This window comes from Methanofollis tationis (assembly GCF_013377755.1).
In the GTDB taxonomy this organism is placed as follows: Archaea; Halobacteriota; Methanomicrobia; order Methanomicrobiales; family Methanofollaceae; genus Methanofollis; species Methanofollis tationis.
Map to the genome: position 1 here is coordinate 403481 of NZ_JABXWR010000001.1, position 18374 is coordinate 421854.

The 18374-nt window shown below is 63.3% G+C and carries 19 protein-coding genes and 1 tRNA gene; 7 read left to right on the forward strand and 13 right to left on the reverse strand.

What is annotated here, in order from left to right:
- The first annotated feature begins 35 nt into the window (after nucleotides 1–35).
- Both HWN36_RS02090 and HWN36_RS02095 read left to right on the forward strand, forming a co-directional pair.
- The gene (locus tag HWN36_RS02090) at nucleotides 36–923 is read left to right on the forward strand and encodes a flavodoxin family protein (protein WP_176787804.1); all 888 of its coding nucleotides are present in this window, start codon (nucleotides 36–38) and stop codon (nucleotides 921–923) included.
- 27 nt (nucleotides 924–950) lie between these two features.
- Entirely contained in the window at nucleotides 951–1292 is a 342-nt protein-coding gene (locus tag HWN36_RS02095; RefSeq protein WP_176787806.1) for a hypothetical protein, read from the forward strand.
- On the opposite strand, the gene HWN36_RS02100 is transcribed toward HWN36_RS02095, so the two are convergent.
- Complete coding sequence (locus tag HWN36_RS02100; RefSeq protein WP_246269822.1) at nucleotides 1289–1756, reverse strand: carbonic anhydrase; 468 nt, start codon at nucleotides 1754–1756, stop codon at nucleotides 1289–1291. The genes HWN36_RS02095 and HWN36_RS02100 overlap by 4 nt on opposite strands.
- On the opposite strand from HWN36_RS02100, the gene HWN36_RS02105 reads away from it, so the two are divergent.
- Nucleotides 1755–2882, forward strand: a complete 1128-nt coding sequence (locus HWN36_RS02105; RefSeq protein ID WP_176787296.1) for an IS256 family transposase — start codon at nucleotides 1755–1757, stop codon at nucleotides 2880–2882. The genes HWN36_RS02100 and HWN36_RS02105 overlap by 2 nt on opposite strands.
- 47 nt (nucleotides 2883–2929) lie before the next feature.
- On the opposite strand, the gene HWN36_RS02110 is transcribed toward HWN36_RS02105, so the two are convergent.
- The 3 genes from HWN36_RS02110 to HWN36_RS02120 all read right to left on the reverse strand — a co-directional run bounded on the left by HWN36_RS02110 (nucleotide 2930) and on the right by HWN36_RS02120 (nucleotide 5383).
- On the reverse strand, nucleotides 2930–3139 hold the full coding sequence (locus HWN36_RS02110; RefSeq protein WP_176787808.1) for a carbonic anhydrase: 210 nt from the start codon (nucleotides 3137–3139) through the stop codon (nucleotides 2930–2932).
- 90 nt (nucleotides 3140–3229) lie between these two features.
- A complete protein-coding gene (gene ilvD / locus HWN36_RS02115; protein ID WP_176787810.1) occupies nucleotides 3230–4873 on the reverse strand; it encodes a dihydroxy-acid dehydratase in 1644 nt (547 codons plus the stop codon).
- Nucleotides 4874–4915: 42 nt separating this feature from the next.
- Nucleotides 4916–5383: a dTDP-4-dehydrorhamnose 3,5-epimerase family protein gene (locus HWN36_RS02120; protein WP_176787812.1), complete on the reverse strand. Its 468-nt coding sequence runs from the start codon at nucleotides 5381–5383 to the stop codon at nucleotides 4916–4918.
- A gap of 198 nt (nucleotides 5384–5581) precedes the next feature.
- On the opposite strand from HWN36_RS02120, the gene HWN36_RS02125 reads away from it, so the two are divergent.
- Complete coding sequence (locus HWN36_RS02125) at nucleotides 5582–6757, forward strand: NAD(P)-dependent oxidoreductase (RefSeq protein ID WP_176787814.1); 1176 nt, start codon at nucleotides 5582–5584, stop codon at nucleotides 6755–6757.
- Here the strand turns inward: HWN36_RS02125 and cobA are convergent.
- From cobA to HWN36_RS02155, 6 genes are read right to left on the reverse strand one after another with little or no spacing between them, the layout of a single operon-like run.
- The gene (gene cobA, locus HWN36_RS02130) at nucleotides 6727–7473 is read right to left on the reverse strand and encodes a uroporphyrinogen-III C-methyltransferase (RefSeq protein WP_176787816.1); all 747 of its coding nucleotides are present in this window, start codon (nucleotides 7471–7473) and stop codon (nucleotides 6727–6729) included. The two genes, HWN36_RS02125 and cobA, sit on opposite strands and share 31 nt — an antisense overlap.
- Nucleotides 7470–8354 carry a hydroxymethylbilane synthase gene (hemC, locus tag HWN36_RS02135; RefSeq protein WP_176787818.1) on the reverse strand — a complete coding sequence of 295 codons (885 nt, stop codon included), beginning with the start codon at nucleotides 8352–8354 and terminating at the stop codon, nucleotides 7470–7472. The genes cobA and hemC overlap by 4 nt, the downstream gene beginning before the upstream one ends.
- Complete coding sequence (gene hemL, locus HWN36_RS02140; RefSeq protein WP_176787820.1) at nucleotides 8339–9583, reverse strand: glutamate-1-semialdehyde 2,1-aminomutase; 1245 nt, start codon at nucleotides 9581–9583, stop codon at nucleotides 8339–8341. Before hemL ends, hemC begins: the two co-directional genes overlap by 16 nt.
- Nucleotides 9570–10556, reverse strand: coding sequence for a porphobilinogen synthase (gene hemB, locus HWN36_RS02145; protein ID WP_176787821.1), 987 nt, complete (start codon nucleotides 10554–10556; stop codon nucleotides 9570–9572). The genes hemL and hemB overlap by 14 nt, the downstream gene beginning before the upstream one ends.
- Nucleotides 10535–11779, reverse strand: coding sequence for a glutamyl-tRNA reductase (gene hemA / locus HWN36_RS02150; protein ID WP_176789552.1), 1245 nt, complete (start codon nucleotides 11777–11779; stop codon nucleotides 10535–10537). The genes hemB and hemA overlap by 22 nt, the downstream gene beginning before the upstream one ends.
- 7 nt (nucleotides 11780–11786) lie before the next feature.
- The gene (locus HWN36_RS02155; RefSeq protein ID WP_176787824.1) at nucleotides 11787–12428 is read right to left on the reverse strand and encodes a precorrin-2 dehydrogenase/sirohydrochlorin ferrochelatase family protein; all 642 of its coding nucleotides are present in this window, start codon (nucleotides 12426–12428) and stop codon (nucleotides 11787–11789) included.
- A gap of 114 nt (nucleotides 12429–12542) precedes the next feature.
- On the opposite strand from HWN36_RS02155, the gene HWN36_RS02160 reads away from it, so the two are divergent.
- The 3 genes from HWN36_RS02160 to HWN36_RS02170 all read left to right on the forward strand — a co-directional run bounded on the left by HWN36_RS02160 (nucleotide 12543) and on the right by HWN36_RS02170 (nucleotide 14513).
- Nucleotides 12543–13514: a DUF7544 domain-containing protein gene (locus HWN36_RS02160; protein WP_176787826.1), complete on the forward strand. Its 972-nt coding sequence runs from the start codon at nucleotides 12543–12545 to the stop codon at nucleotides 13512–13514.
- 314 nt (nucleotides 13515–13828) lie between these two features.
- Nucleotides 13829–13900, forward strand: a tRNA-Gly gene (locus HWN36_RS02165).
- A gap of 373 nt (nucleotides 13901–14273) precedes the next feature.
- Nucleotides 14274–14513: a hypothetical protein gene (locus tag HWN36_RS02170; RefSeq protein ID WP_176787828.1), complete on the forward strand. Its 240-nt coding sequence runs from the start codon at nucleotides 14274–14276 to the stop codon at nucleotides 14511–14513.
- Nucleotides 14514–14606: 93 nt separating this feature from the next.
- Here HWN36_RS02170 and HWN36_RS02175 read toward each other — a convergent pair whose 3' ends face one another.
- From HWN36_RS02175 to HWN36_RS02185, 3 genes are all read right to left on the reverse strand, one after another.
- Nucleotides 14607–15053 carry a YbhB/YbcL family Raf kinase inhibitor-like protein gene (locus tag HWN36_RS02175; protein ID WP_176787830.1) on the reverse strand — a complete coding sequence of 149 codons (447 nt, stop codon included), beginning with the start codon at nucleotides 15051–15053 and terminating at the stop codon, nucleotides 14607–14609.
- Nucleotides 15054–15298: 245 nt separating this feature from the next.
- A complete protein-coding gene (locus HWN36_RS02180) occupies nucleotides 15299–16633 on the reverse strand; it encodes a pyridoxal phosphate-dependent aminotransferase (protein ID WP_176787831.1) in 1335 nt (444 codons plus the stop codon).
- Between the two features lie 84 nt (nucleotides 16634–16717).
- Complete coding sequence (locus HWN36_RS02185) at nucleotides 16718–18355, reverse strand: thiamine pyrophosphate-binding protein (RefSeq protein ID WP_176787832.1); 1638 nt, start codon at nucleotides 18353–18355, stop codon at nucleotides 16718–16720.
- Between the last annotated feature and the right edge of the window lie 19 nt (nucleotides 18356–18374).

An 18374-nucleotide genomic window follows, 5' to 3' on the forward strand; every position in this document is an offset into this window, starting at 1 on the left:
TCTCTGGCCAGCCTTAAATCGGCCGGAGGAAGAGAATGCATGGCGCCTGGACCGTACGTTCGGCCGAGATCACGGTAGAGGGGCAGCCCGGTGAGCTGGTGCTGCTCTATGAAGACCTCAGCGATGCCTGTCCCGGAATGGGGCGATACACCGTCGAGTTTCGGAGGGGGGGAGAGGCGCTGTACACCTATCACACCAACACCCACGAATACCCGCCGGGAAGCCCGCAAAGTGCAGAGAGCGTAGCCCTGACGACCTTTTCCCTGCTCGCAAACGCCCTGCCCGAACGGCCCGACACCTTTCTTCTCCACCCGCCCGAACCGCGCGTGCGCCCTTCTCCCGCGGCACCCCGTGACGGCGCGCTCATCATCCAGGGCAGCCCGCGCCGCCACGGCAACACCGCCACCCTTGCCGGGTGGGCTGCGGACGCCTGCGCCGCTGCGGGTCTTGGCACCACATTTGTGTATCCGGCCGAGCGTGCGATCAGTCACTGCACCGCCTGTTACCGCTGCTTCAATACGGGGCGGTGCGTGATTGACGACGAGATGGACGGGGTGATCGGGGCGATAGAGGCGGCGCGCCTGATCGTCGTCTGCACCCCGGTCGCCGCCGGCACCGTTCCCTCAGCCTTAAAAGCGCTCATCGACCGTTCCCTCTCCCTGGCCGCCGCCCGGGCGCTCTCGGGTCAGACCCCGGTGCAGTGGGGTCTCCTCTGTTCGGCCGGCGCCGAGGACTTCACCTGCGTCCACCGGGTGGTCCACGCCTTTTTCACCCGCCTCGGCATACGCCAGCTCGGCAACGTCCTCGTGCCTGACGTGGACGAGATGGCCGATATCCGCGCCGATCCCGATCGGGAGAAGGATCTGCGGGACCAGATGGGTGCGCTGCTCGCCACCATGGCCCTGCCAGATAACAAACCCTGATATTTTACCGGCCCCAACCTTTCTCCTATGGCAGAATCTGTTGAGATCGAGGTGATCGGGTTTTCCTATGGGTCGTGCAGTCCTTTCCCCTGCAATGAGGACCGCACCTGCGGGCTTGTTGCGTGCTGCCCGACGGAAAAACTGGTCGAAGCGGTAAAAGCCCTTGAAGAGGCGCTTGCTCTGGAGTACGGCGGGAAGGTCGGGGTAAAACTCACCCTGCTCGATGACGGCGTTCCCGATTATGTCAGGGCGATCGTCGAGAAGCACCACCCGCCCCTTCCGATCATCCTGGTCAACGGCAAGGTCACGCCGATCGGGCGGATCTCTCTTCCGCAGATAAAAAAAGAGATCGAGGCTGTCCTCGATTAAGCAACTTTTTCGAGTTTGCCCGTGTCAAGGTCGAAATACATGCCGTGCGCCTCGACCTTGCCGCTCCGTTCTGCTTCGCGGACGATCGGGTAGGTCCTGAGGTTCTTCAGCTGGAGTTTCACGTTCTCCTCCTCGAGTTTGCGCCGCCACTCTTTCTGGGCCACGGGATCGGCGGGCTTTGGCATTTCCCGCTCGAGCTCGGCGCGCGCCTGACTGGCATTGGAGAGCCAGAGCGGGATATAGGCCTCATCCGACTCTTTGTCTGCTGTAAGAGCCTTAATTGCGCCGCAGTCCGAGTGGCCGCAGATCACAATGTCTGAGACCTTCAGGTGCTTGATGGCGTACTCGAGGATCGTGGCGAAGTTCCAGTCGCCGACCCGTACGAGACAGTGTAACGAATCTTCTGTAAAAATAATTTGGCCCTGAATCCAACCTAGATTTGCAGAAAGGAGAAACAGGGCCATGGATCCCTTAGCGTTAATCGAAGATTATCTTTCCGATAATGAGAATGGCATGAAGACCCTCATCACCTGGTTCCTCAACCAGGTGATGCTGCTCGAAGCCCTCCACCAGGCGGGAGCCGAGCAGTATGAACGAACCGATGCGCGGAAGGCTCACCGAAACGGCTACAAGAAGCGATCTCTGAAAACCCGATATGGAGAAACGATCCTCCAGAAACCGCAGTTCCGAGAATTTCCCTTCGAAACACAGGTATTTGGACGCTATTCCCGGGTTGAGAAGGCTCTTGAGAATGCTATCTTTGAATCCTACCTTCAGGGAGTCTCAACCCGCCGGATCCAGGAGATTGTTGCTCATTTTGGCATCGAACAACTCTCTCCTGCTTCAGTATCCAGGATAGCAAAGGACCTCGATGAACAGGTCCATGCATTCCTTCAGAGGCCTATTGAACAGGAGATTCCCTATCTCTTTGTGGATGCTTCGTACTACAAAGTCAGAGAGGGACCACGGTACATCACCAAAGCTCTTCTGGTGATCGCCGGTGTTCGAATGGATGGCTACCGCGAAATCCTGGGAGCCAGAATCACTGATTGCGAGAATGAGATGTTCTGGTCGGGATTGTTCGAAGACCTCAAAGAACGAGGATTGGTGGGTGTCAAGATGGTTGTCTCAGATGGTCATGCCGGGATCCAGAAGGCGGCGGAAGCCACCTTCCTCGGCGCATCGTGGCAGATGTGCTCGGTCCATTGCACCCGGGCGGTTTTAAAGAATATTCCACGGAAACATCAGAAAGAAGTTGCTGAGTCCTTGAAGGAGGCATATGGGGACGAGGAGAGACTGCAGGAGCTTGCAGACGATCTGAACGAACGAGGATATCGGAAAGCGGCCAATACGATCGAGAGATTCATCCCGGGACTTATGAGTTACACGGCGTTCCCGAAAGAGCACGCAAAGCGGATCCGAACGACGAACATGATGGAAAGAGTCAACAAGGAACTGAAACGGAGAACCAAAGTTGTAGGGGCCTTTCCCAATGAAGAGTCACTCCTCAGGCTGGCAGGATCCATCCTGATGGACATCAATGAGGAGTGGGTGACCGGCAGAAGATATTTGACGATGGAGGGGGAATGATCAAACAAGGAGACAGGGCTCAGACGAATTACAGAAGATCTGAAACACTACCGTACGATGTTGCCGATGTTGCGGTGGACGAAGATCTCGCCGGACTTTGCCCCGCTTATCCGCTCGGGGGCGACCCTTGAATCTGAGCATCCGATCCAGAGCACGGTGGGGCTCTGGCCCGATGCGAGTGCGCGGTAATAGTCACGGTTTTCGGTGAAATCGCCCTTGATAAACTCTTTGTTGCCTTCAAGAATATGGTCAATCATATCAGATCCTCTCTGATCCACCCGCTGCGGGCAGACCACAGGAGAGAAATGGATTGAAGAGGATTTTAATCCTCCGAAAAAATGTTCGACTCAGCGCTGGACCGCGCCGATGTCGGCACCGCCGACGGTTGCCGCATAGCGTTTGAGGATCCCGGTGATCTCGCGCTCTTCTGGTGTCCACGCCGCCCTGCGTTCTGCCAGGACCTTCCCATCGACGATCAGGTCGATCCTTTTTTCGAAGAGGTCGACGGCGATCAGGTCGCCGTCCTGGACAAGCCCGATCGGGCCGCCGGCCGCCGCCTCCGGGGCCACATGCCCGATGCACGGCCCGCGCGTCCCGCCGGAGAACCGACCGTCGGTGACGAGCACCACCCGGTGGTAGCCGAGGCCGACGAGGGCCGAGGTCGGGGAGAGCATCTCTGGCATACCCGGCCCCCCTTTCGGCCCCTCGTACCGGATCACGACGACGTCGCCCTCGTTGATCTCCTTCTCCAGGATCGCCTTCATCGCCTCGTCCTCTCCGTCGAATACCCGGGCAGGGCCGGTGTGCCGCCACATCGCCTCGTCGACGGCCGAACACTTGATCACCGATCCCAGAGGTGCAAGGCTGCCTTTGAGGATCTTCAGCCCGCCGGCGGCGTGTACCGGGTCGGAGACCGGCCTGATCACGGCGGGGTCGAGCACCCGCGCTGCCGCGGCGATCTCCCTGATGCTCCTGCCCGAGACGGTGGGAGCGTCTTCGATCAGGTCGATGAGTTCGTGGAGCACGGCAGGGATCCCGCCGGCCCGGTGGAGGGCGACCATCGGATGGGGACCGCCGGGCTGCATGTGGCTGATATGCGGGACGACCTCGCCGATCGTGTTGAAGTCGTCCAGCACCAGGGGCACGCCGGCCTCGGTGGCGATCGCCATCAGGTGGAGGACGGTGTTGGTCGAACCGCCGAGCGCCATGTCCACCCTGACCGCATTCTTCAGGGCGGCGTGGGTGATGATCTCCCGGACTGTTCTGCCCTCCCGGACGAGCCTGAGCACCGCCTCGCCGCTCTCGTAGGCGATCCTGAGTTTGCCGGCGTCGACCGCCGGCATCGCCGCACACCCGGGCAGGGACATGCCCATCGCCTCGGTCATGCAGGCCATCGTGTTCGCCGTGTACAGCCCCTGGCAGCTCCCGCAGCCCGGCATGGCGGCGCATTCGAGGTCGTGGAGCTCTGCCTCGCTCATCGTTCCGGCCGCAACCTTCCCGACGCCCTCGAAGACGTCGGTCAGGGAGAGGTCTTTTCCGCCGAGGCTACCGGGAAGCATCGGCCCGCCGGTGACGACGATCGCCGGGATGTTGCACCGCGCCGCCGCCATCAGCATGCCGGGCACGATCTTGTCGCAGGTACCGACGCAGACGAGTCCGTCGAAGCGGTGGGCGTGGACCATCAGTTCGATGGCGTCGGCGATGTTCTCCCGCGACGGCAGGGAGTAGCGCATCCCGGTATGGCCCATGGCGATCCCGTCGCAGATCCCGATGACGCCGAACTCGAAGGGAACGCCTCCCCCTGCCGCAACACCTTCCTTTACCCGTTCGGTGAGGGAGCGAAGGTTAAGGTGGCCGGGGACGATGGTGTTGTAGGCGTTTGCGATGCCGATAAACGGCCGGTCCATTTCGCCGTCGGTGACCCCGAGAGAGCGCAGGAGCGACCTGTTCGGCGCCCTGGCATATCCTTTCTTGACGAGATCGCTTCTCATACTATCCAGAAAAAGGGGAACAGGAGAGTATAAGAATCCTCGCTATCCGTGGCGCAGTCCCTGTCTGAGCACCCAGTCGTACGGGATCTCCGGGGTGTCGGGCGGGAGGCGGTATTCGTCTGGCCGCTCGTAGTTGTAGGCCTCGGTCGGGACAGAGACCACGATCGACTCTTTTTCCGAGATGCATTTCCAGCCGTGGTAGACTCCCGGCGGGATGGTGACGAGCATGGGGTTGTGCTCGCCGATAAAGAACTCGTTCACCTCGCCGTGGGTGGGGGAATGCTCCCGTGCGTCGTACAGGGCGACCTTGATCATCCCGGAGAGGCAGCAGACGTTATCGGTCTGGAGCCTGTGGTAGTGCCAGGCCTTTACAACGCCGGGGTAATTGGTGGTCATGTAGACCTGCCCGAATTTCTTGAATAACTGATCGTCGCAGCGAAGGATCTCCATCAGCCGCCCCCGCTCGTCAGGGATCACCCGCAGGCTTTTCGTTTGAACGCCGTCTATCATCGCTCTTCTCCGGGCAGGTGGTTCTGCCCATCGGTCAGGGATACGCCGCAGCATATAAGGGTATCCATTTCCCTGACCCGATCGGGCCTGCCTGAGGTTTCTGGCGATGTCTGTATGCTCGCTGCCCTGCAGGTGACGCCGCCGCCCATTTCGGATATTGAAAAACTTTATATATTATCCCCCTGAGAAAGCCCCGCAATGTATCGGGGGGAAGAGAGGAGCGACCGCGTCCGGGTCGGCATCGTCGGGACCGGGTTTATTGCGCGAGGGTTGATGATGGCGCTGGAGGGGCAGACTGACCTCGCATTGGGGCCGGTGCTGACGCGTCGACCCCGACTCGGCGGTTCCGGGCTGCCGACCGGCATAAAGGCGTCAAACGATGTCACCGACCTGATCGAGGGTTCGGATATCGTCGTCGAGTGCTCGGGCGACGTGATCCATGCGACCGCCGTGATCGAGGAGGTGATGGCGGCCTCCATCCCGGTCGTCACGATGGACGCCGAGGTGCAGGTGACCACCGGATCGTATTTTGCCGGAAAAGGTCTTTTCACCGAGGCCGAGGGCGATCAGCCCGGGTGCCTTGCCGCACTGCGGGAAGAGGCCGTCCAGATGGGCTTTCTTCCCCTCGTCTACGGGAACATCAAGGGGTTCCTCAACCATAACCCGGTCCCGGACGAGATGGCCTTCTGGGCGAAGAAGCAGGGGATCAGTCTGGACAAAGTGACGGCGTTCACCGACGGCACCAAGGTCCAGATCGAGCAGGCGCTGGTGGCAAATGGGCTTGGCGCCGGGATCCTCAGGCCCGGGCTCCTCGGCCCGGCGACGCCAGACCTGACGGCCGGGGCCGAACTCCTTGCCGCGGGGGCGGCCAGTCTCGGCCGTCCGGTGAGCGATTACGTCCTCTCGCCCGGCGCCCCTGCGGGTGTCTTCATCGCCGCCCGCCATGACGAGCGGTTCAGGGAGTATCTCAGGTATTACAAGATGGGGGAGGGTCCGGTCTATACGCTGGTGCGGAACTTCCACCTCTGCAACCTGGAGATCGCAAAGACGGTCAGGCGCGTGGCCGCCGGCGGCGGGGTTCTGCTCAACAATGGCACTCGCCCCACGGTCTCGGTGGCGGCGATCGCAAAGATCGATCTCGAACCCGGTCAGCGGATCGAGCGCGGCATCGGGAGTTTTGTGGTGCGGGGGAGCTGTGTGCCGATCGCCGACTGCCCTGACCACGTCCCGATCGGGCTTTTGTACGACGCCGGGGTAAAAAGAAGGGTGGCGGCCGGGTCGGTTCTTACCATGGACGACCTCGACCTGCCCGAGAGCCTTGCCCTCGATATCTGGACGGATATTCAGGGGCGAAAGAGCGTCGTCCCGTCGTAAAGGCTGACGACGTCGCCGATGACGATGACGGCGGGCGGTCTGACGCTCTGCGCCCGGGCGATCCCGGCGATGTCGCCGAGCGTGCCGACGGTCACGCGCTGGTCAGGGCGCATCCCGCGCTCGATGATGGCGACCGGGGTTTTGGGGCTGCGGCCGTTTTCCACGAGGGCGGCGGCGATCTGCGGGAGGTTTTTTACTCCCATCAGGACGACGATCGTGCCGCGGCTCTGCCCCAGCAGCCGCCAGTCAAGGGCCGACTCACCCTTCGTCGGGTCCTCGTGGCCGGTGATGACGGTCACCTGCGATGCGAAGCGTCGGTGGGTCACCGGGATGCCGACCGCCTCGGGGACGGCGATCGCCGAGGTGATGCCCGGCACCACGGCGACCTCGATCCCGGCGGCCCGCAGACTCTCCATCTCCTCCCCGCCGCGCCCGAAGAGGAAGGAATCACCACCTTTCAGCCTGACGACGTTCTTCCCTGCCCGTGCACGGTCGATCATCAGCGCCTCGATCTCGTCCTGCTCCAGGGTATGGTCGCCGCCGTACTTCCCGCAGTCGATCAGTTCGGCATGTTGGGGGAGGACGGCGATGATCTCCTCGCCTGGCAACTGGTCGTAGAGCACGACTTCTGCCGCCTCGATCGCCTCTCTGCCCCTGGGTGCAAGCAGACCGATCGAACCCGGCCCTGATCCGACCAGGGTGACCTTTCCGCTCATGGTGCGATCCCCAGCTGGCGGTAGGCGTCTTTGATCAGGTCGATCGCATCGTTGCGGAGGCGCTGCCCGCAGGCGCGCGCCTCTTCGGGCGTCGTGATCTCGTCCTCGATCCGCACGTCCTCACTCCCGTCGAGGGAGAGGATCTCGGCGATGACGTGGCCGTCCCTGCAGTAGATTCCCTGCGGGGTGAAACAACCGCCGCCCACCTCTTCCATGATGATCCGCTCGATCCCGACGTCCATCCTGGTCTGCGGGTCATCGAGTTTCCTGATGACGTCGGTGATCTCTGGAGTATTCCTGCAGACCACGGCGATCGCCCCCTGGTTCGGCGAGGGGACGAACTGCGAGAGGGGGAGGCGCTGGCCCCGGAGGTGGTAGCCCAGGCGGTCGAGTCCGGCCTCGGCGAGGACGATGGCGTCGTACTCCCCTTCCCGCATCTTCTTGATCCTGGTGTCCACGTTGCCGCGGAGCTGTTTCACCGTGATCTCAGGGTCGTGCCTGAGGATCTGCGCCCGCCGCCGCGTCGAGGCGGTGCCCACAATGCCGACGTCGCCGATCTCCCCCTCATAGGCGAGGAAGTCGGCGGGCGAGTCGCGGGAGAGGACTGCCCCGGTGGCGACGCCCCGCGGGCGTTTGGCCGGGATGTCCTTCATGCTGTGGACGGCGGCGTCGATCGTCCCCTCGATGATCGCCTCGTCGAGGGCCCGGACAAATACGCCCTGCCCGCCGATCTGGTGGAGGGGGACGCCTGTCGCCGTGTCCCCTTTCGTCCTGATGACGGCGGTTTCAACCTCGATGCCCATCTTCGTCAGCGCCTTGCAGACCCGTTCGGTCTGGACGAGGGCGAGCTGACTTCCTCGTGTTCCTATTCTGAGAGACATGTGCTGTATGCGTCTGCGATGTGTTCGATGATCTCATCTGTGTGCGCGGCCGAGAGGAAGTTCGTTTCGAACTGTGAGGGCGGGACGAAGATGCCCCTCTTGAGCATCTTCTCCCAGAATACTCTGAACGCCGCGGTGTCGCTCTCTTTGGCCTCGGCGTAGTTCTTCGGGGCTGCCGGCCTGAAGAAGTACTTGAACATGGAGCCGAGGGAGACAAACGAGCCGCCGGCCCCGGCGCAGGTCTCGCCGATCCTGCGCGTCCCCTTTTCGAGCCTGCTATAGATCCCCGGGTTCTCGTGGAGCCAGCCGAGGGCGGCATTGCCTGCCGCCATCGTGAGGGGGTTTCCGCTGAAGGTGCCGGCCTGATAGACCGGGCCCTGCGGGGCGACCATTGCCATCAGGTCGCGCCGTCCGCCGAAGGCCCCGATGGGGAGGCCGCCGCCGATGATCTTGCCCAGAGTGGTCAGGTCGGGGGTGACGCCGTAGCGCACCTGCGCCCCGCCGATGCCCAGGCGGTAGCCGGTGATCACCTCGTCGAAGATGAGCAGGACGTCGTAGTCGAGCGTGAGGGCCCGCACCTCCTGGAGGTAGCCGGGCTCCGGGAGGATCGGGCCGACGTTGCCCATCACCGGTTCGATGATCAGGGCGGCGATATCTTCTGAGGAGGAGAGCAGGGCGTCGAGCCCTTCGAGATCGTTGTAGGCCACCTGCCGCGTGTGCGCCACCAGGTCGGCGACGACGCCGGCCGAGTCCGGGACGCCCATCGTGGTGGCGCCCGACCCGGCCTTCACGAGCACGGCGTCGTGGGCACCGTGGAACCCGCCCTCGATCTTGACGATGTCCTGCCGCCCGGTGGCGGCGCGGGCAAGCCTGATCGCCGCCATCGTCGCCTCTGAACCGCTGGATACGAACCTGACCATATCGATCGAGGGGTGATCGGCCGCGATCCGCTCCCCGAGGGCGACCTCGCCGGGACAGGGGGTGCCGTAGAGCCAGCCGTCGGCCAGCTGGGACTCGATCGCTACCCTGACCGCTTCAGGGGCGTGGCCCAGGATCAGGGGGCCGTAGCCCAGGCAGCAGTCGATGAGGCGCTCCCCGTCGACGGTCTTCAGGTACGCACCCGCAGCCCCGGCGACGTAGAAGGGGTAGGGCTGGATCGCCCGCACCGGGCTGGAGACGCCGCCCGGCATCAAGGCTTTTGCCCGATCGAAGAGCTCACTGCTCTTCATGCAGCCACCTCGCAGCGTCTTCGGCATAGTAGGTGATGATCAGGTCGGCCCCGGCCCGCTTGATGCAGGTGAGGGCTTCGAGGGCGCACTTCCGCTCATCGAGCCAGCCGAGGGCCGAAGCGGCCTTCAGCTGGGCGTACTCGCCTGAGACCTGGTAGGCGGCGACCGGGAGGCCGATCTCCCGTATCTCTGCCAGGACGTCGAGGTAGAGCCCGGCGGGTTTCACCATCAGGATGTCCGCACCCTCTGCGGCGTCCTCCTCTGACTCCAGCAGGGCCTCGCGTGCATTGGCCGGGTCCATCTGGTAGGTGGTCCGGTCGCCGAAGGAGAAGCCCGAGTCTGCCGCCTCCCTGAAGGGGCCGTAGTAGGCGCTCGCGAACTTCGTGGAGTAGGACATGATCGGGACCTCTGCAAACCCTGAACCGTCGAGGGCGGTCCTGATCGCCCGCACCATGCCGTCGAGCATGCAGGAGGGGGCAACGATGTCGGCCCCGGCCCTGGCATGCGAGACGGCGATCTTCTGCATCAGGGCGAGCGAGGGGTCGTTGAGCAGGTCCCTCCCGCCGTTGCAGGTCTCCCCGACGATCCCGCAGTGGCCGTGGTCGGTATACTCGCAGGCGCAGACGTCGGTGATCACGACGAGGTCCGGGCAGGCCGCTTTCATGCCGGCGATGGCCCGCTGGACCACGCCGTCCCCGTCGTAGGCCGATGTGGCCACGGCGTCTTTCTCCCGCGGGATGCCGAAGATCAGCACCGCCGAAAGACCGGTACGCTGCAGCCGCTCTGCGACGGCGCCCGCATCCCCGAGGGGATAGCGGTACTGCCCGGGCATCGAGCCGATGGGCACTGCCTCTTCGATCGTCTCGTCGAAAAAGAGCGGCATCACAAGGTCGCTCACTGCCAGCCTCGTTTCTTTGAAGAGGGGCTGGAAGGTTCGTTTTCTCAGTCGTCTCAGTCTTCTTTCCGGAAACATGATTGGTCACCCCGTGTGATCGCATCTACCAGACGTTCGGCCTCTTCGATCCGGCCGTTCTGGGCGCAGGCCCTGATCGAGTAGGTCGCATCGATGAGGAGTTTTTTCGTCAGCACCCTTGTCAGGTCGTCGATGACGGCGGCGGTCTCGGGGCTGCACCCCTGCAGCCGCGCGCAGGCGCGGTCGCGTTCCCTGAGCCTGATCGCCTCGGCCCAGGTGAAGAGGCCGCCGAGCACCTCGTCGGCCGACGCCCCGTTGAGCATGGTGATGAACCGGTCGATCTCGGCCTCCACGAACGCCTCTGCCCGCGCCGCCTCTTCCCGCCGGGCCTCCATATTGTGCTCGTTGACGTCCCTGAGGTTATCGATGGTGAAGAGGTTCACCCCGTCGACCTCGCCCGCTCCCTCCTCGACGTCGCGCGGCTGGGCGATGTCGATGAGGACGAGGGGTCTTGGATGGCCGTCGAGGGGCCAGCACCGCCCTTTCATCACGTCAATGAGGATCTCCTTTGTGATCACCGGGTGCGGGGCCGAGGTGCAGGTGATCACGACGTCGGAGAGGGTGAAGTAGCGTCGAAGCTCGTTGAAGTGGACCGCTTTGCCACCGATCTTCCCGGCGAGCATGACGGCCCGTTCATAGGTGCGGTTTGCGACATAGATGGCGGTCAGGTTCTTTGCGGCGAGCGCCTGCGCCACGAGCATTCCCATCTCGCCGCTGCCGATGACGAGAATGTGCCGCCCTTTGAGGGTGGTGAGGAGGTTTTCGGCGAGGGCCACGGCGGCCGAACCGATGGAGACCGAGCCGCGGTTGATCTTTGTCTGCTGTCTCACCTCGATTCCCACATGCACCGCCTTTTTCATGCAGAGGTCGATGACCTGGCTGCAGGCGCCGGCCTCCTGCGAGGCGGCCCAGGCGCGCTTCAACTGGCCCAGGATCTGGTCTTCGCCGACGATCATCGAGTCGATGCCCGCGGCGACCTGCAGCAGGTGGCGGAGGACGTCGACGCCTTCCCTGATCTCGAATCGCTCCCGCCCCTGCTCATGGAGAAAGTCGGTGAGCGAGGCGGCGCTCCCCTGGACGAGCACCTCGATCCGGTTGCAGGTCTGGAGGAGGAGCACTCCCCTGAAGCGCTCCCGCGCCGCCAGCAGAAATATCTGTTCGTCGGGAAACCTGAACGTTTCAAGGTCTGAAAGCCCTGCCGTATGGTGGTTGAGGCCGGCCATCGCCAGGTCAGTACGGAGTATCTTTTCCACTGATATACCGCTCCCATATTCTCTGGTATGCCCCTTCTTCGCCCGAGGAGAGCCAGGCCCATGCCTCGGGGTCGCGGAGGACGGCCCGCAGGATCCGCTGCCGTTCTTCCTGCGACCCGATGCACTCCTTTAAGTCTTCCCTGAGGCGCGCCTGGACGCCGATCATCGTATCGAGGTGGGGGAATCTCTCTTCCAGGTGCTCGCGCAGGAAGCGGGGGACTGCAGGGCTCGCCCCGCCGGTGCTGAGGGCGACGAGATACCGCTCCCCCCGGATCACCGAGGGGATGAGGACGTCGCCCGCCTCCCCGTCGGCGTTGTTGAAGAGGGCGCCTGCAGACCTTGCCGCACGGCCGATCCGGTCGTTTAAGCCGGGGTCTGAGGTTGCGGCGACGACGAGGAAGGCGTCCCTGATCAAATGGTTGAGCCCGGCCTCGTCCATGCCCGCGCACTCCGCTTCGATGCGCTCGATGCCCGGCCTCAAGAGCGCCGGCAGAAATGACCTGCTGATGACGGTGACCCGCGCCTCCCCGGAGAAGAAGGCCGCTTTACGCGCCCCCACGGCACCGCCGCCGAATATGACGACGTGCCTGGCCGCAAGGTCGATCATCAGCGGTATCATCACTGATCTGTGGGCGGCGGGCGTACTTTAAGATTCTGTATCACTTCTGTGGGGTGTTTGTAGCACCCGCCCGCCGCCCCCGGCTATATATCTCTCCTCTTCCCATGCATGGGCATGAGCTCTGCGATTCATGCCTTCACCGCCATCGACGGTGCGGTATCTCACACAAAATCACTCCTCTGGCCGTTCAGGGCCGGGGTGTGGCTGCGGCTTGCGGTGATCTCCCTCTTCATCGGCGGGTTTGGGGGCGGGTTCAATTTCTTCTCGTTCCCTGACGGCGGGGGGCACGCGGGATCGGGGATGCCGGTGGACCTCTTCGCACCGGGTGCGGGCTTTATCTTCCTCCTCATCGGGGTCATCCTGCTCCTCGCCCTGTTCTTCGGGATCATCGGGTCGATCTTCCAGTTCGTCTTCGTCGACTGCCTGACCACGGGTGAGGTCTCCCTCTCGCGCACCTTCGGGATGCGGAGCGGGAAGGGCCTGAGGCTCTTTCTCTTCCAGGTCCTCTTCGCCCTCCTGATGGTGGCGGCGATGATCGTCGTCCTGCTGACCATCTTCCTCCCGGTGCAGAGCGTCGGCGCACCCAACCTCCTCGCCCTCATCATCCTTGTCCCGGCGGCGCTGCTGATCCTGGTGATCATCGGTATCGTCCTGATGCTCACCATAGACTTCGTCGTCCCGGTGATGATCCGCTCGGACTGCGGCGTCATCGACGGGTGGCGGCACGCCCTCGCCTTCCTCCGCCCCGACCTGGTGAACGCCGCCGCGTACGTCGTCTTCAAGTTCCTGCTCGGGATCGTGCTCGGGCTCATCGCCCTGGTCCTGGCCCTCATCGCCGCGGCCGTGATCGCTGTGCCGCTCGTGGCCGTCGGCGTGGTCGCCGGGATCGCCCTGGGGAATGCGGCGGTGCCGGTCTACCTCCTGCTCCTCCTCATCGGGATCGTCGTTGCCGTGCCGGTGCTCCTGCTGGTGCAGGTGCCGTTCGCGACCTTCCTCAGGTACTACAGCCTGGGGGTTCTCGGCCGGTTTTCGCCTGAATACGACCTCTTGGCGCGGCCTGAGGGGTCCGGCGCGGTCAGCGACTGATCCTGCGCGGCCCCCGCGCTCCCACCCCCTGCCGGCGCCGGCCCGCGTGCCCTGGCGGCGACCGCCCCCCGGGCGAACAAATATCTTATTTTGTGGGTTTTATTGTTGAATGAGCGCCTTTTATCGCTCTTTTTCGTCCCGGCGATCGCCCTTTGCATGGACCTCTCCTGCCGGTCCGAATAGCGCCGGCGCACCGGTCGAGGCCATCAGGGGGCAGGTGCGGGGGATCGATGACCATATTGGACCCCCCGGGTCTGGATAATGTTTATATGCGAGAAGTGCGAATATTGTAGAGCGCTGCGGTAAAATGCAGGGCGCCGATAGTGTAGTGGTTATCACTAGGCGTTGCCAACGCCTAAACCCGGGTTCGAGTCCCGGTCGGCGCACTTTTCTCCGTTTTGACTTTGTCCAGAACATTTTGTTTTTCATGATCTCTTCGATGTGCTGGTGAGGGTTGGCTGGATGAGTTTTGCCGCCCCTGGACCCGGACTCTCTTTACTTCACCACCCGGGAGGGGTCTGCTCGATCTTCAGGACCCCTCACGTTCTCGACGCGAAGATGCGATCATCGCTCAGGGTGGAGATGACATCGCGCCGGGGGGTGCACCCCCTGACCCCTTGCATGCGATTGCCCCTGAATGGGCGTGCTGGAGTTGTTTTCCCATCCCTGCCCCGATCATATTTGCGGGAGGTCGGGGGGAAGCAGGCCCCCTTCCCCGAATAAAAGCGGTTATTACACCCCTGGCGCAAAGACTACCCCATGGAAGTCACCCTCCCCCAGCTCAGGAATCTCCTCTACCCCATGGAGTGGTTCTTTCGGTTCTCCATCCTCAGTTTCGTGGTCTGGCTCGCCCAACCCCTCTACCCCGGCAACTACATCGCCTACTCGATCGCCCTCTACGTGCTCTGGTTCCTGATCCTGGTGATGTTCGTCTGGCAGATCGTGATCACCGCCCGTTTCCTCCGCGGCTACGGGGACAAACAGGAAACGGCGGACTGAACGCAGCTCGTCCCGGCGGCGCCTTCGCTCAGGCCGGGTGCTGATCTCTCAGCCGTCTCCGGGACGATCCGCACGGGCCGGATCGACCGGGCGTCAGTCCTTCCTGTAGCCTGCCACCGCCGTACCGCTGTACTGGATGGCATGCTTCTTCAGCGCCTCTTTCAACTCCGCCCCACTGGCACCGCCCGGAAGATCGAGCGGCCCATCGGTCCCGTAGAGATTGAAGTAATACTCATGGGCCGATCCCTTCGACAGGCAGGGCCCGCTGTAGCCGATCCGCCCGAGATCGTTTCTTCCCTGGCGTGCCGGGACGGGAGCGTGCACCTCAGCTGTTTTCGGGATCCCCGCGGGTACGACATCGGTCGCTTTGATGTTCCATATCAACCAGTGATCGACCTTTGCTCCCGGATCGCTCAGGATGATCGCAAAATACGGCGCTTTCAATCCTGAAATCCGGATCTCGGGTGAACTGTCCTCGCCGTCGCAGGTGTGCTGCTCCGGGAAGGTGGTGAAGCCAATCTCTACAACCGGGTTGTCCATGATGTTTTCCCCCTCTGGTCACTATGCAGATATTCTATGGTATAAGTATGTTGTCCGGGATCCGCTTATCTGTGATACCACATCACGTGTGGATGTTCAACCCATTTAATGGGGTTTTTTGGTGTTTGCCTGTTTGAAAAATAGTGTGAATATTTGTCGGCACGCCCTGGACCATCAGGCGCTTTTGATCTCAGATGCCTGGGATTCGCCCACGTATGGCGAGAGCCGGGCTTTTTCTCCAGCCTTCACCTTTTTCTCTTCAGGTCCCCGACGAACTTCCGCACCGCCGTCACCCCGGCCACCATACCGGGCGCCGCCTCGTTCACGAACGCCACCTCGTCAAGACTCGTCTTCGGCCGGTCCCGCCGGTAGAGGTCGAGCGCCGCCGCACCGTCGTAATCCACGCAGGCGATCCGTGCGGCGAACGTGTCCCGCGGGAGCATGATCGCATCCCCGCTCAGGGTGGCGACGTGGTAGGGGTGGGCGAGCAGGGCGGCGGAGAGGTCGTTCGACTGCGCGACCCCGGCCCGGCCGAGGCGGTCGGTGAGGGCGTTGAAGTCGGCCAGGAAATAAAATCCGCCCTCGGGTTTTGTCGCCGCCACCCCATCGATCATGGCGAACGCCCGACTCACGTACCGGCACATGATCCCGTGGATCGCTCTGATCGTCCTGATATACTCCTCGATCTCGAGGTTCGGCGAGTAGGCGGCCACCGCCGCCATCTGCACCGGCGTCGAGACCGCGGTGTAGATCGTCGCCGCAATGGCGGTCATGTCGGCGATCAGGTTCTCCGGGCCGCCTTCAGGCAGGACGCAGACACCGAGGCGGTATCCCGCGGCAGATCGGTCCTTCGAGAGCCCGCCGGTCACGAAGGTCCCCTCCGGGTACACCGCCGCCATGGAGGTGAAGTGCTCGAAGGTGTAGGTAGTGAGGGCGTAGATCTCGTCGGCCAGGACGAGACAGCCGTAATCGCGGCAGACGGCGGCGATCTCCTCGAGTTCGCTGCGGGAGTACAGGGCGCCGGTCGGGTTGTTCGGGTTGGTGAGGACGAGGATATGGCGCCGGTCAGGGTCGGCGGCGAGCACCGCCCTGAGTGCCTCCGGGTCCATCCGGAACCCCCTCTCCCGTTCGGGCGGGAGGGTGAGGTACGGCCTGCCGATCAGGTTCAGGATGGGTGCATAGCCCACCCACGCGGGCGATGGGATGATCGGAACCGCATCGAGCGATGAAAAGAGGATGTAGATCAACTCTTTCGTCCCGTTCCCGATGAAGACCCGGTCGGGTTCCACGGCCAGCCCGAAATGCCTCCGGTAAAAGGCGGCGACGGCCATCCGCAGGAGATCGATCCCCTCGGCGGCGGCGTACTCCCCGCGATCGGCCGCGCTCGCGAGCGCTTTTACCAGTGCCGGCGGCACCGGAAAGGGCGACTGCCCGAGGGCGAAGTTGTAATACCGTTCTTTGCAGCCCGCAAGGCTGCAGGCATTCCTCTGCCTGGCGATCATCTGCCCGATCCTCAGGTTTTCGGGCATGGTGAGCGCATCGATATGCGGCTCCGTCCGTATGGCGAAGATCTGCTCCATGGCTGCCGTCCCCCTCTCTGACAACTACCCCTTCGGAGTGTCGGTATAAAGGTTTATGGGTCGCCCTCCCGGCCGCGTTCGTCTTCAGAACCGCTTCGGATCCGTCTCCACATCGACGATCGCCGGGCGTCCGCTCTCCAGCGCCTTCGCCACCGCCGGGGCGAGTTCGTCAGGCCTCTCCACCGAAAACCCCTCGCCGCCGCATGCCCGGGCATACGCCGCAAAATCCGGGTTGTGCAGTTCGGTCCCGAAGTTCGGGTAGTTCTCCATCCGCTGCTCGACGCGGATCATCCCGAGTTCGTGGTTGTTGAGCACGACAACCGTCATTGGCAGGTCGTATTTCACCGCAGTCAAAAACTCCGCCATCGCCATGGAAAACCCGCCGTCTCCGGTGATGCAGACGGTCGGCCGCTCTGGATAGGCGATCTTCGCCGCGATCGCCGCCGGCATCGCAAACCCCATCGTCGCGAGATATCCCGACATCGCGAACTGCTGGGTCCCCTTCATTCTGAAGTTTCGCCCGAACCACCACCCGTTCTCCCCGACATCGACCGTGATGACAGCGTCGTCTGGCAGGATCTCGGAGAGCACCTGCATGATGAAGGGGGGCCTGACGGGTACCGCCGCGGGATCGGCCTCGTTATCGATCTGCGCCCTCCATGCCGCCCGGTCCTGCGCAATCGTCTCCTTCCTCGCCGCATCCTCCCGCCGCTCCAGGCGTTCGAGGAGACGGGGCAGCACCAGCCCGCAGTCCCCCCAGAGTGAGACGGTCTCTCGATGCCGCCCGAGCTTGATCGGGTCGAGGTCCACCTGGACGAGCGCTTTTTCTCCGGGGACGTTCGTCTGCTTCGAGAACCCCACCCCGAAGGCGAGGAGGAGATCGGCCTCCTCCGCCTTTTTTCTCGCCTGCGCCGATCCCACCGAGCCCAGGATGCCCAGGTGCCAGGGGTCGTCCTCGGGGATCAGCCCTTTCGCCCTGAAGGTGGTGAGGACCGGGGCGGCGATTCTCTCTGCAATGGCGCGGACCACCGGCACGGCGTCGCGAGCGCCCCAGCCTGCGATGATCACGGGCCTCTCTGCCCGGTTCACGACCCCGGCCGCCCGGTCGATCCCGGCGTCCGAGGGTGCGATCTCCACGGACGGCGGCATCCCCTCGGCCGGGCAGCAGGCCAGATCGACGTGCTCCTTCTGGACGTCGTTCGGAATCGAGAGCTGGGCGACGCCTCGGTGGACGATCGCGTGGCGCATGGCGGCGTCGACCAGGCGGACCGCCATCGTCTTCTCGTGCAGCGTGTTGTTATAGACCGTCACCGGCCGGAAAAAGGCGTCCTGATCGATCTCCTGAAAACCCCCCGGCCCGGCGTACTGGGCCTTCACCTGCCCGTTGAGGGATATCACCGATGCCCGGTCCTCTTTTGCGTCGTACAGCCCGGTGGCAAGGTTTGTCGCCCCCGGCCCGGCGATCGTGACGCAGGCGGCGACCCTGCCGGTGAGTTTGTGATAGGCGGACGCCGCCATCGCCGCAGTCTCCTCGTGCCGGACCTGAAAAAAGCGTATCTCTGGATGTTTTCTGATGGCATCGATGACACCCAGCGACGAGGTGCCGGGAATACCGAAGACGACACCGACGCCCCACCTGACGAGTTCCCCGATGATCACTTCGGCGACCGTCTGCTCGCCCCGGACGCCTTCGTCCCCTGAAGAATGAATCTCTCCTGACATGATCCCCCTCTCTCGAAGG

Bases quoted from the DNA above. Each gene is read 5' to 3' on its own strand.
- HWN36_RS02090 (WP_176787804.1), top strand. From the start codon at position 36: ATGCATGGCGCCTGGACCGTACGTTCGGCCGAGATCACGGTAGAGGGG.
- HWN36_RS02095 (WP_176787806.1), top strand. From the start codon at position 951: ATGGCAGAATCTGTTGAGATCGAGGTGATCGGGTTTTCCTATGGGTCG.
- HWN36_RS02105 (WP_176787296.1), top strand. From the start codon at position 1,755: ATGGATCCCTTAGCGTTAATCGAAGATTATCTTTCCGATAATGAGAAT.
- HWN36_RS02100 (WP_246269822.1), bottom strand. From the start codon at position 1,756: ATGGCCCTGTTTCTCCTTTCTGCAAATCTAGGTTGGATTCAGGGCCAA.
- HWN36_RS02110 (WP_176787808.1), bottom strand. From the start codon at position 3,139: ATGATTGACCATATTCTTGAAGGCAACAAAGAGTTTATCAAGGGCGAT.
- ilvD (WP_176787810.1), bottom strand. From the start codon at position 4,873: ATGAGAAGCGATCTCGTCAAGAAAGGATATGCCAGGGCGCCGAACAGG.
- HWN36_RS02120 (WP_176787812.1), bottom strand. From the start codon at position 5,383: ATGATAGACGGCGTTCAAACGAAAAGCCTGCGGGTGATCCCTGACGAG.
- HWN36_RS02125 (WP_176787814.1), top strand. From the start codon at position 5,582: ATGTATCGGGGGGAAGAGAGGAGCGACCGCGTCCGGGTCGGCATCGTC.
- cobA (WP_176787816.1), bottom strand. From the start codon at position 7,473: ATGAGCGGAAAGGTCACCCTGGTCGGATCAGGGCCGGGTTCGATCGGT.
- hemC (WP_176787818.1), bottom strand. From the start codon at position 8,354: ATGTCTCTCAGAATAGGAACACGAGGAAGTCAGCTCGCCCTCGTCCAG.
- hemL (WP_176787820.1), bottom strand. From the start codon at position 9,583: ATGAAGAGCAGTGAGCTCTTCGATCGGGCAAAAGCCTTGATGCCGGGC.
- hemB (WP_176787821.1), bottom strand. From the start codon at position 10,556: ATGTTTCCGGAAAGAAGACTGAGACGACTGAGAAAACGAACCTTCCAG.
- hemA (WP_176789552.1), bottom strand. From the start codon at position 11,779: ATGGCCGGCCTCAACCACCATACGGCAGGGCTTTCAGACCTTGAAACG.
- HWN36_RS02155 (WP_176787824.1), bottom strand. From the start codon at position 12,428: ATGATACCGCTGATGATCGACCTTGCGGCCAGGCACGTCGTCATATTC.
- HWN36_RS02160 (WP_176787826.1), top strand. From the start codon at position 12,543: ATGAGCTCTGCGATTCATGCCTTCACCGCCATCGACGGTGCGGTATCT.
- HWN36_RS02170 (WP_176787828.1), top strand. From the start codon at position 14,274: ATGGAAGTCACCCTCCCCCAGCTCAGGAATCTCCTCTACCCCATGGAG.
- HWN36_RS02175 (WP_176787830.1), bottom strand. From the start codon at position 15,053: ATGGACAACCCGGTTGTAGAGATTGGCTTCACCACCTTCCCGGAGCAG.
- HWN36_RS02180 (WP_176787831.1), bottom strand. From the start codon at position 16,633: ATGGAGCAGATCTTCGCCATACGGACGGAGCCGCATATCGATGCGCTC.
- HWN36_RS02185 (WP_176787832.1), bottom strand. From the start codon at position 18,355: ATGTCAGGAGAGATTCATTCTTCAGGGGACGAAGGCGTCCGGGGCGAG.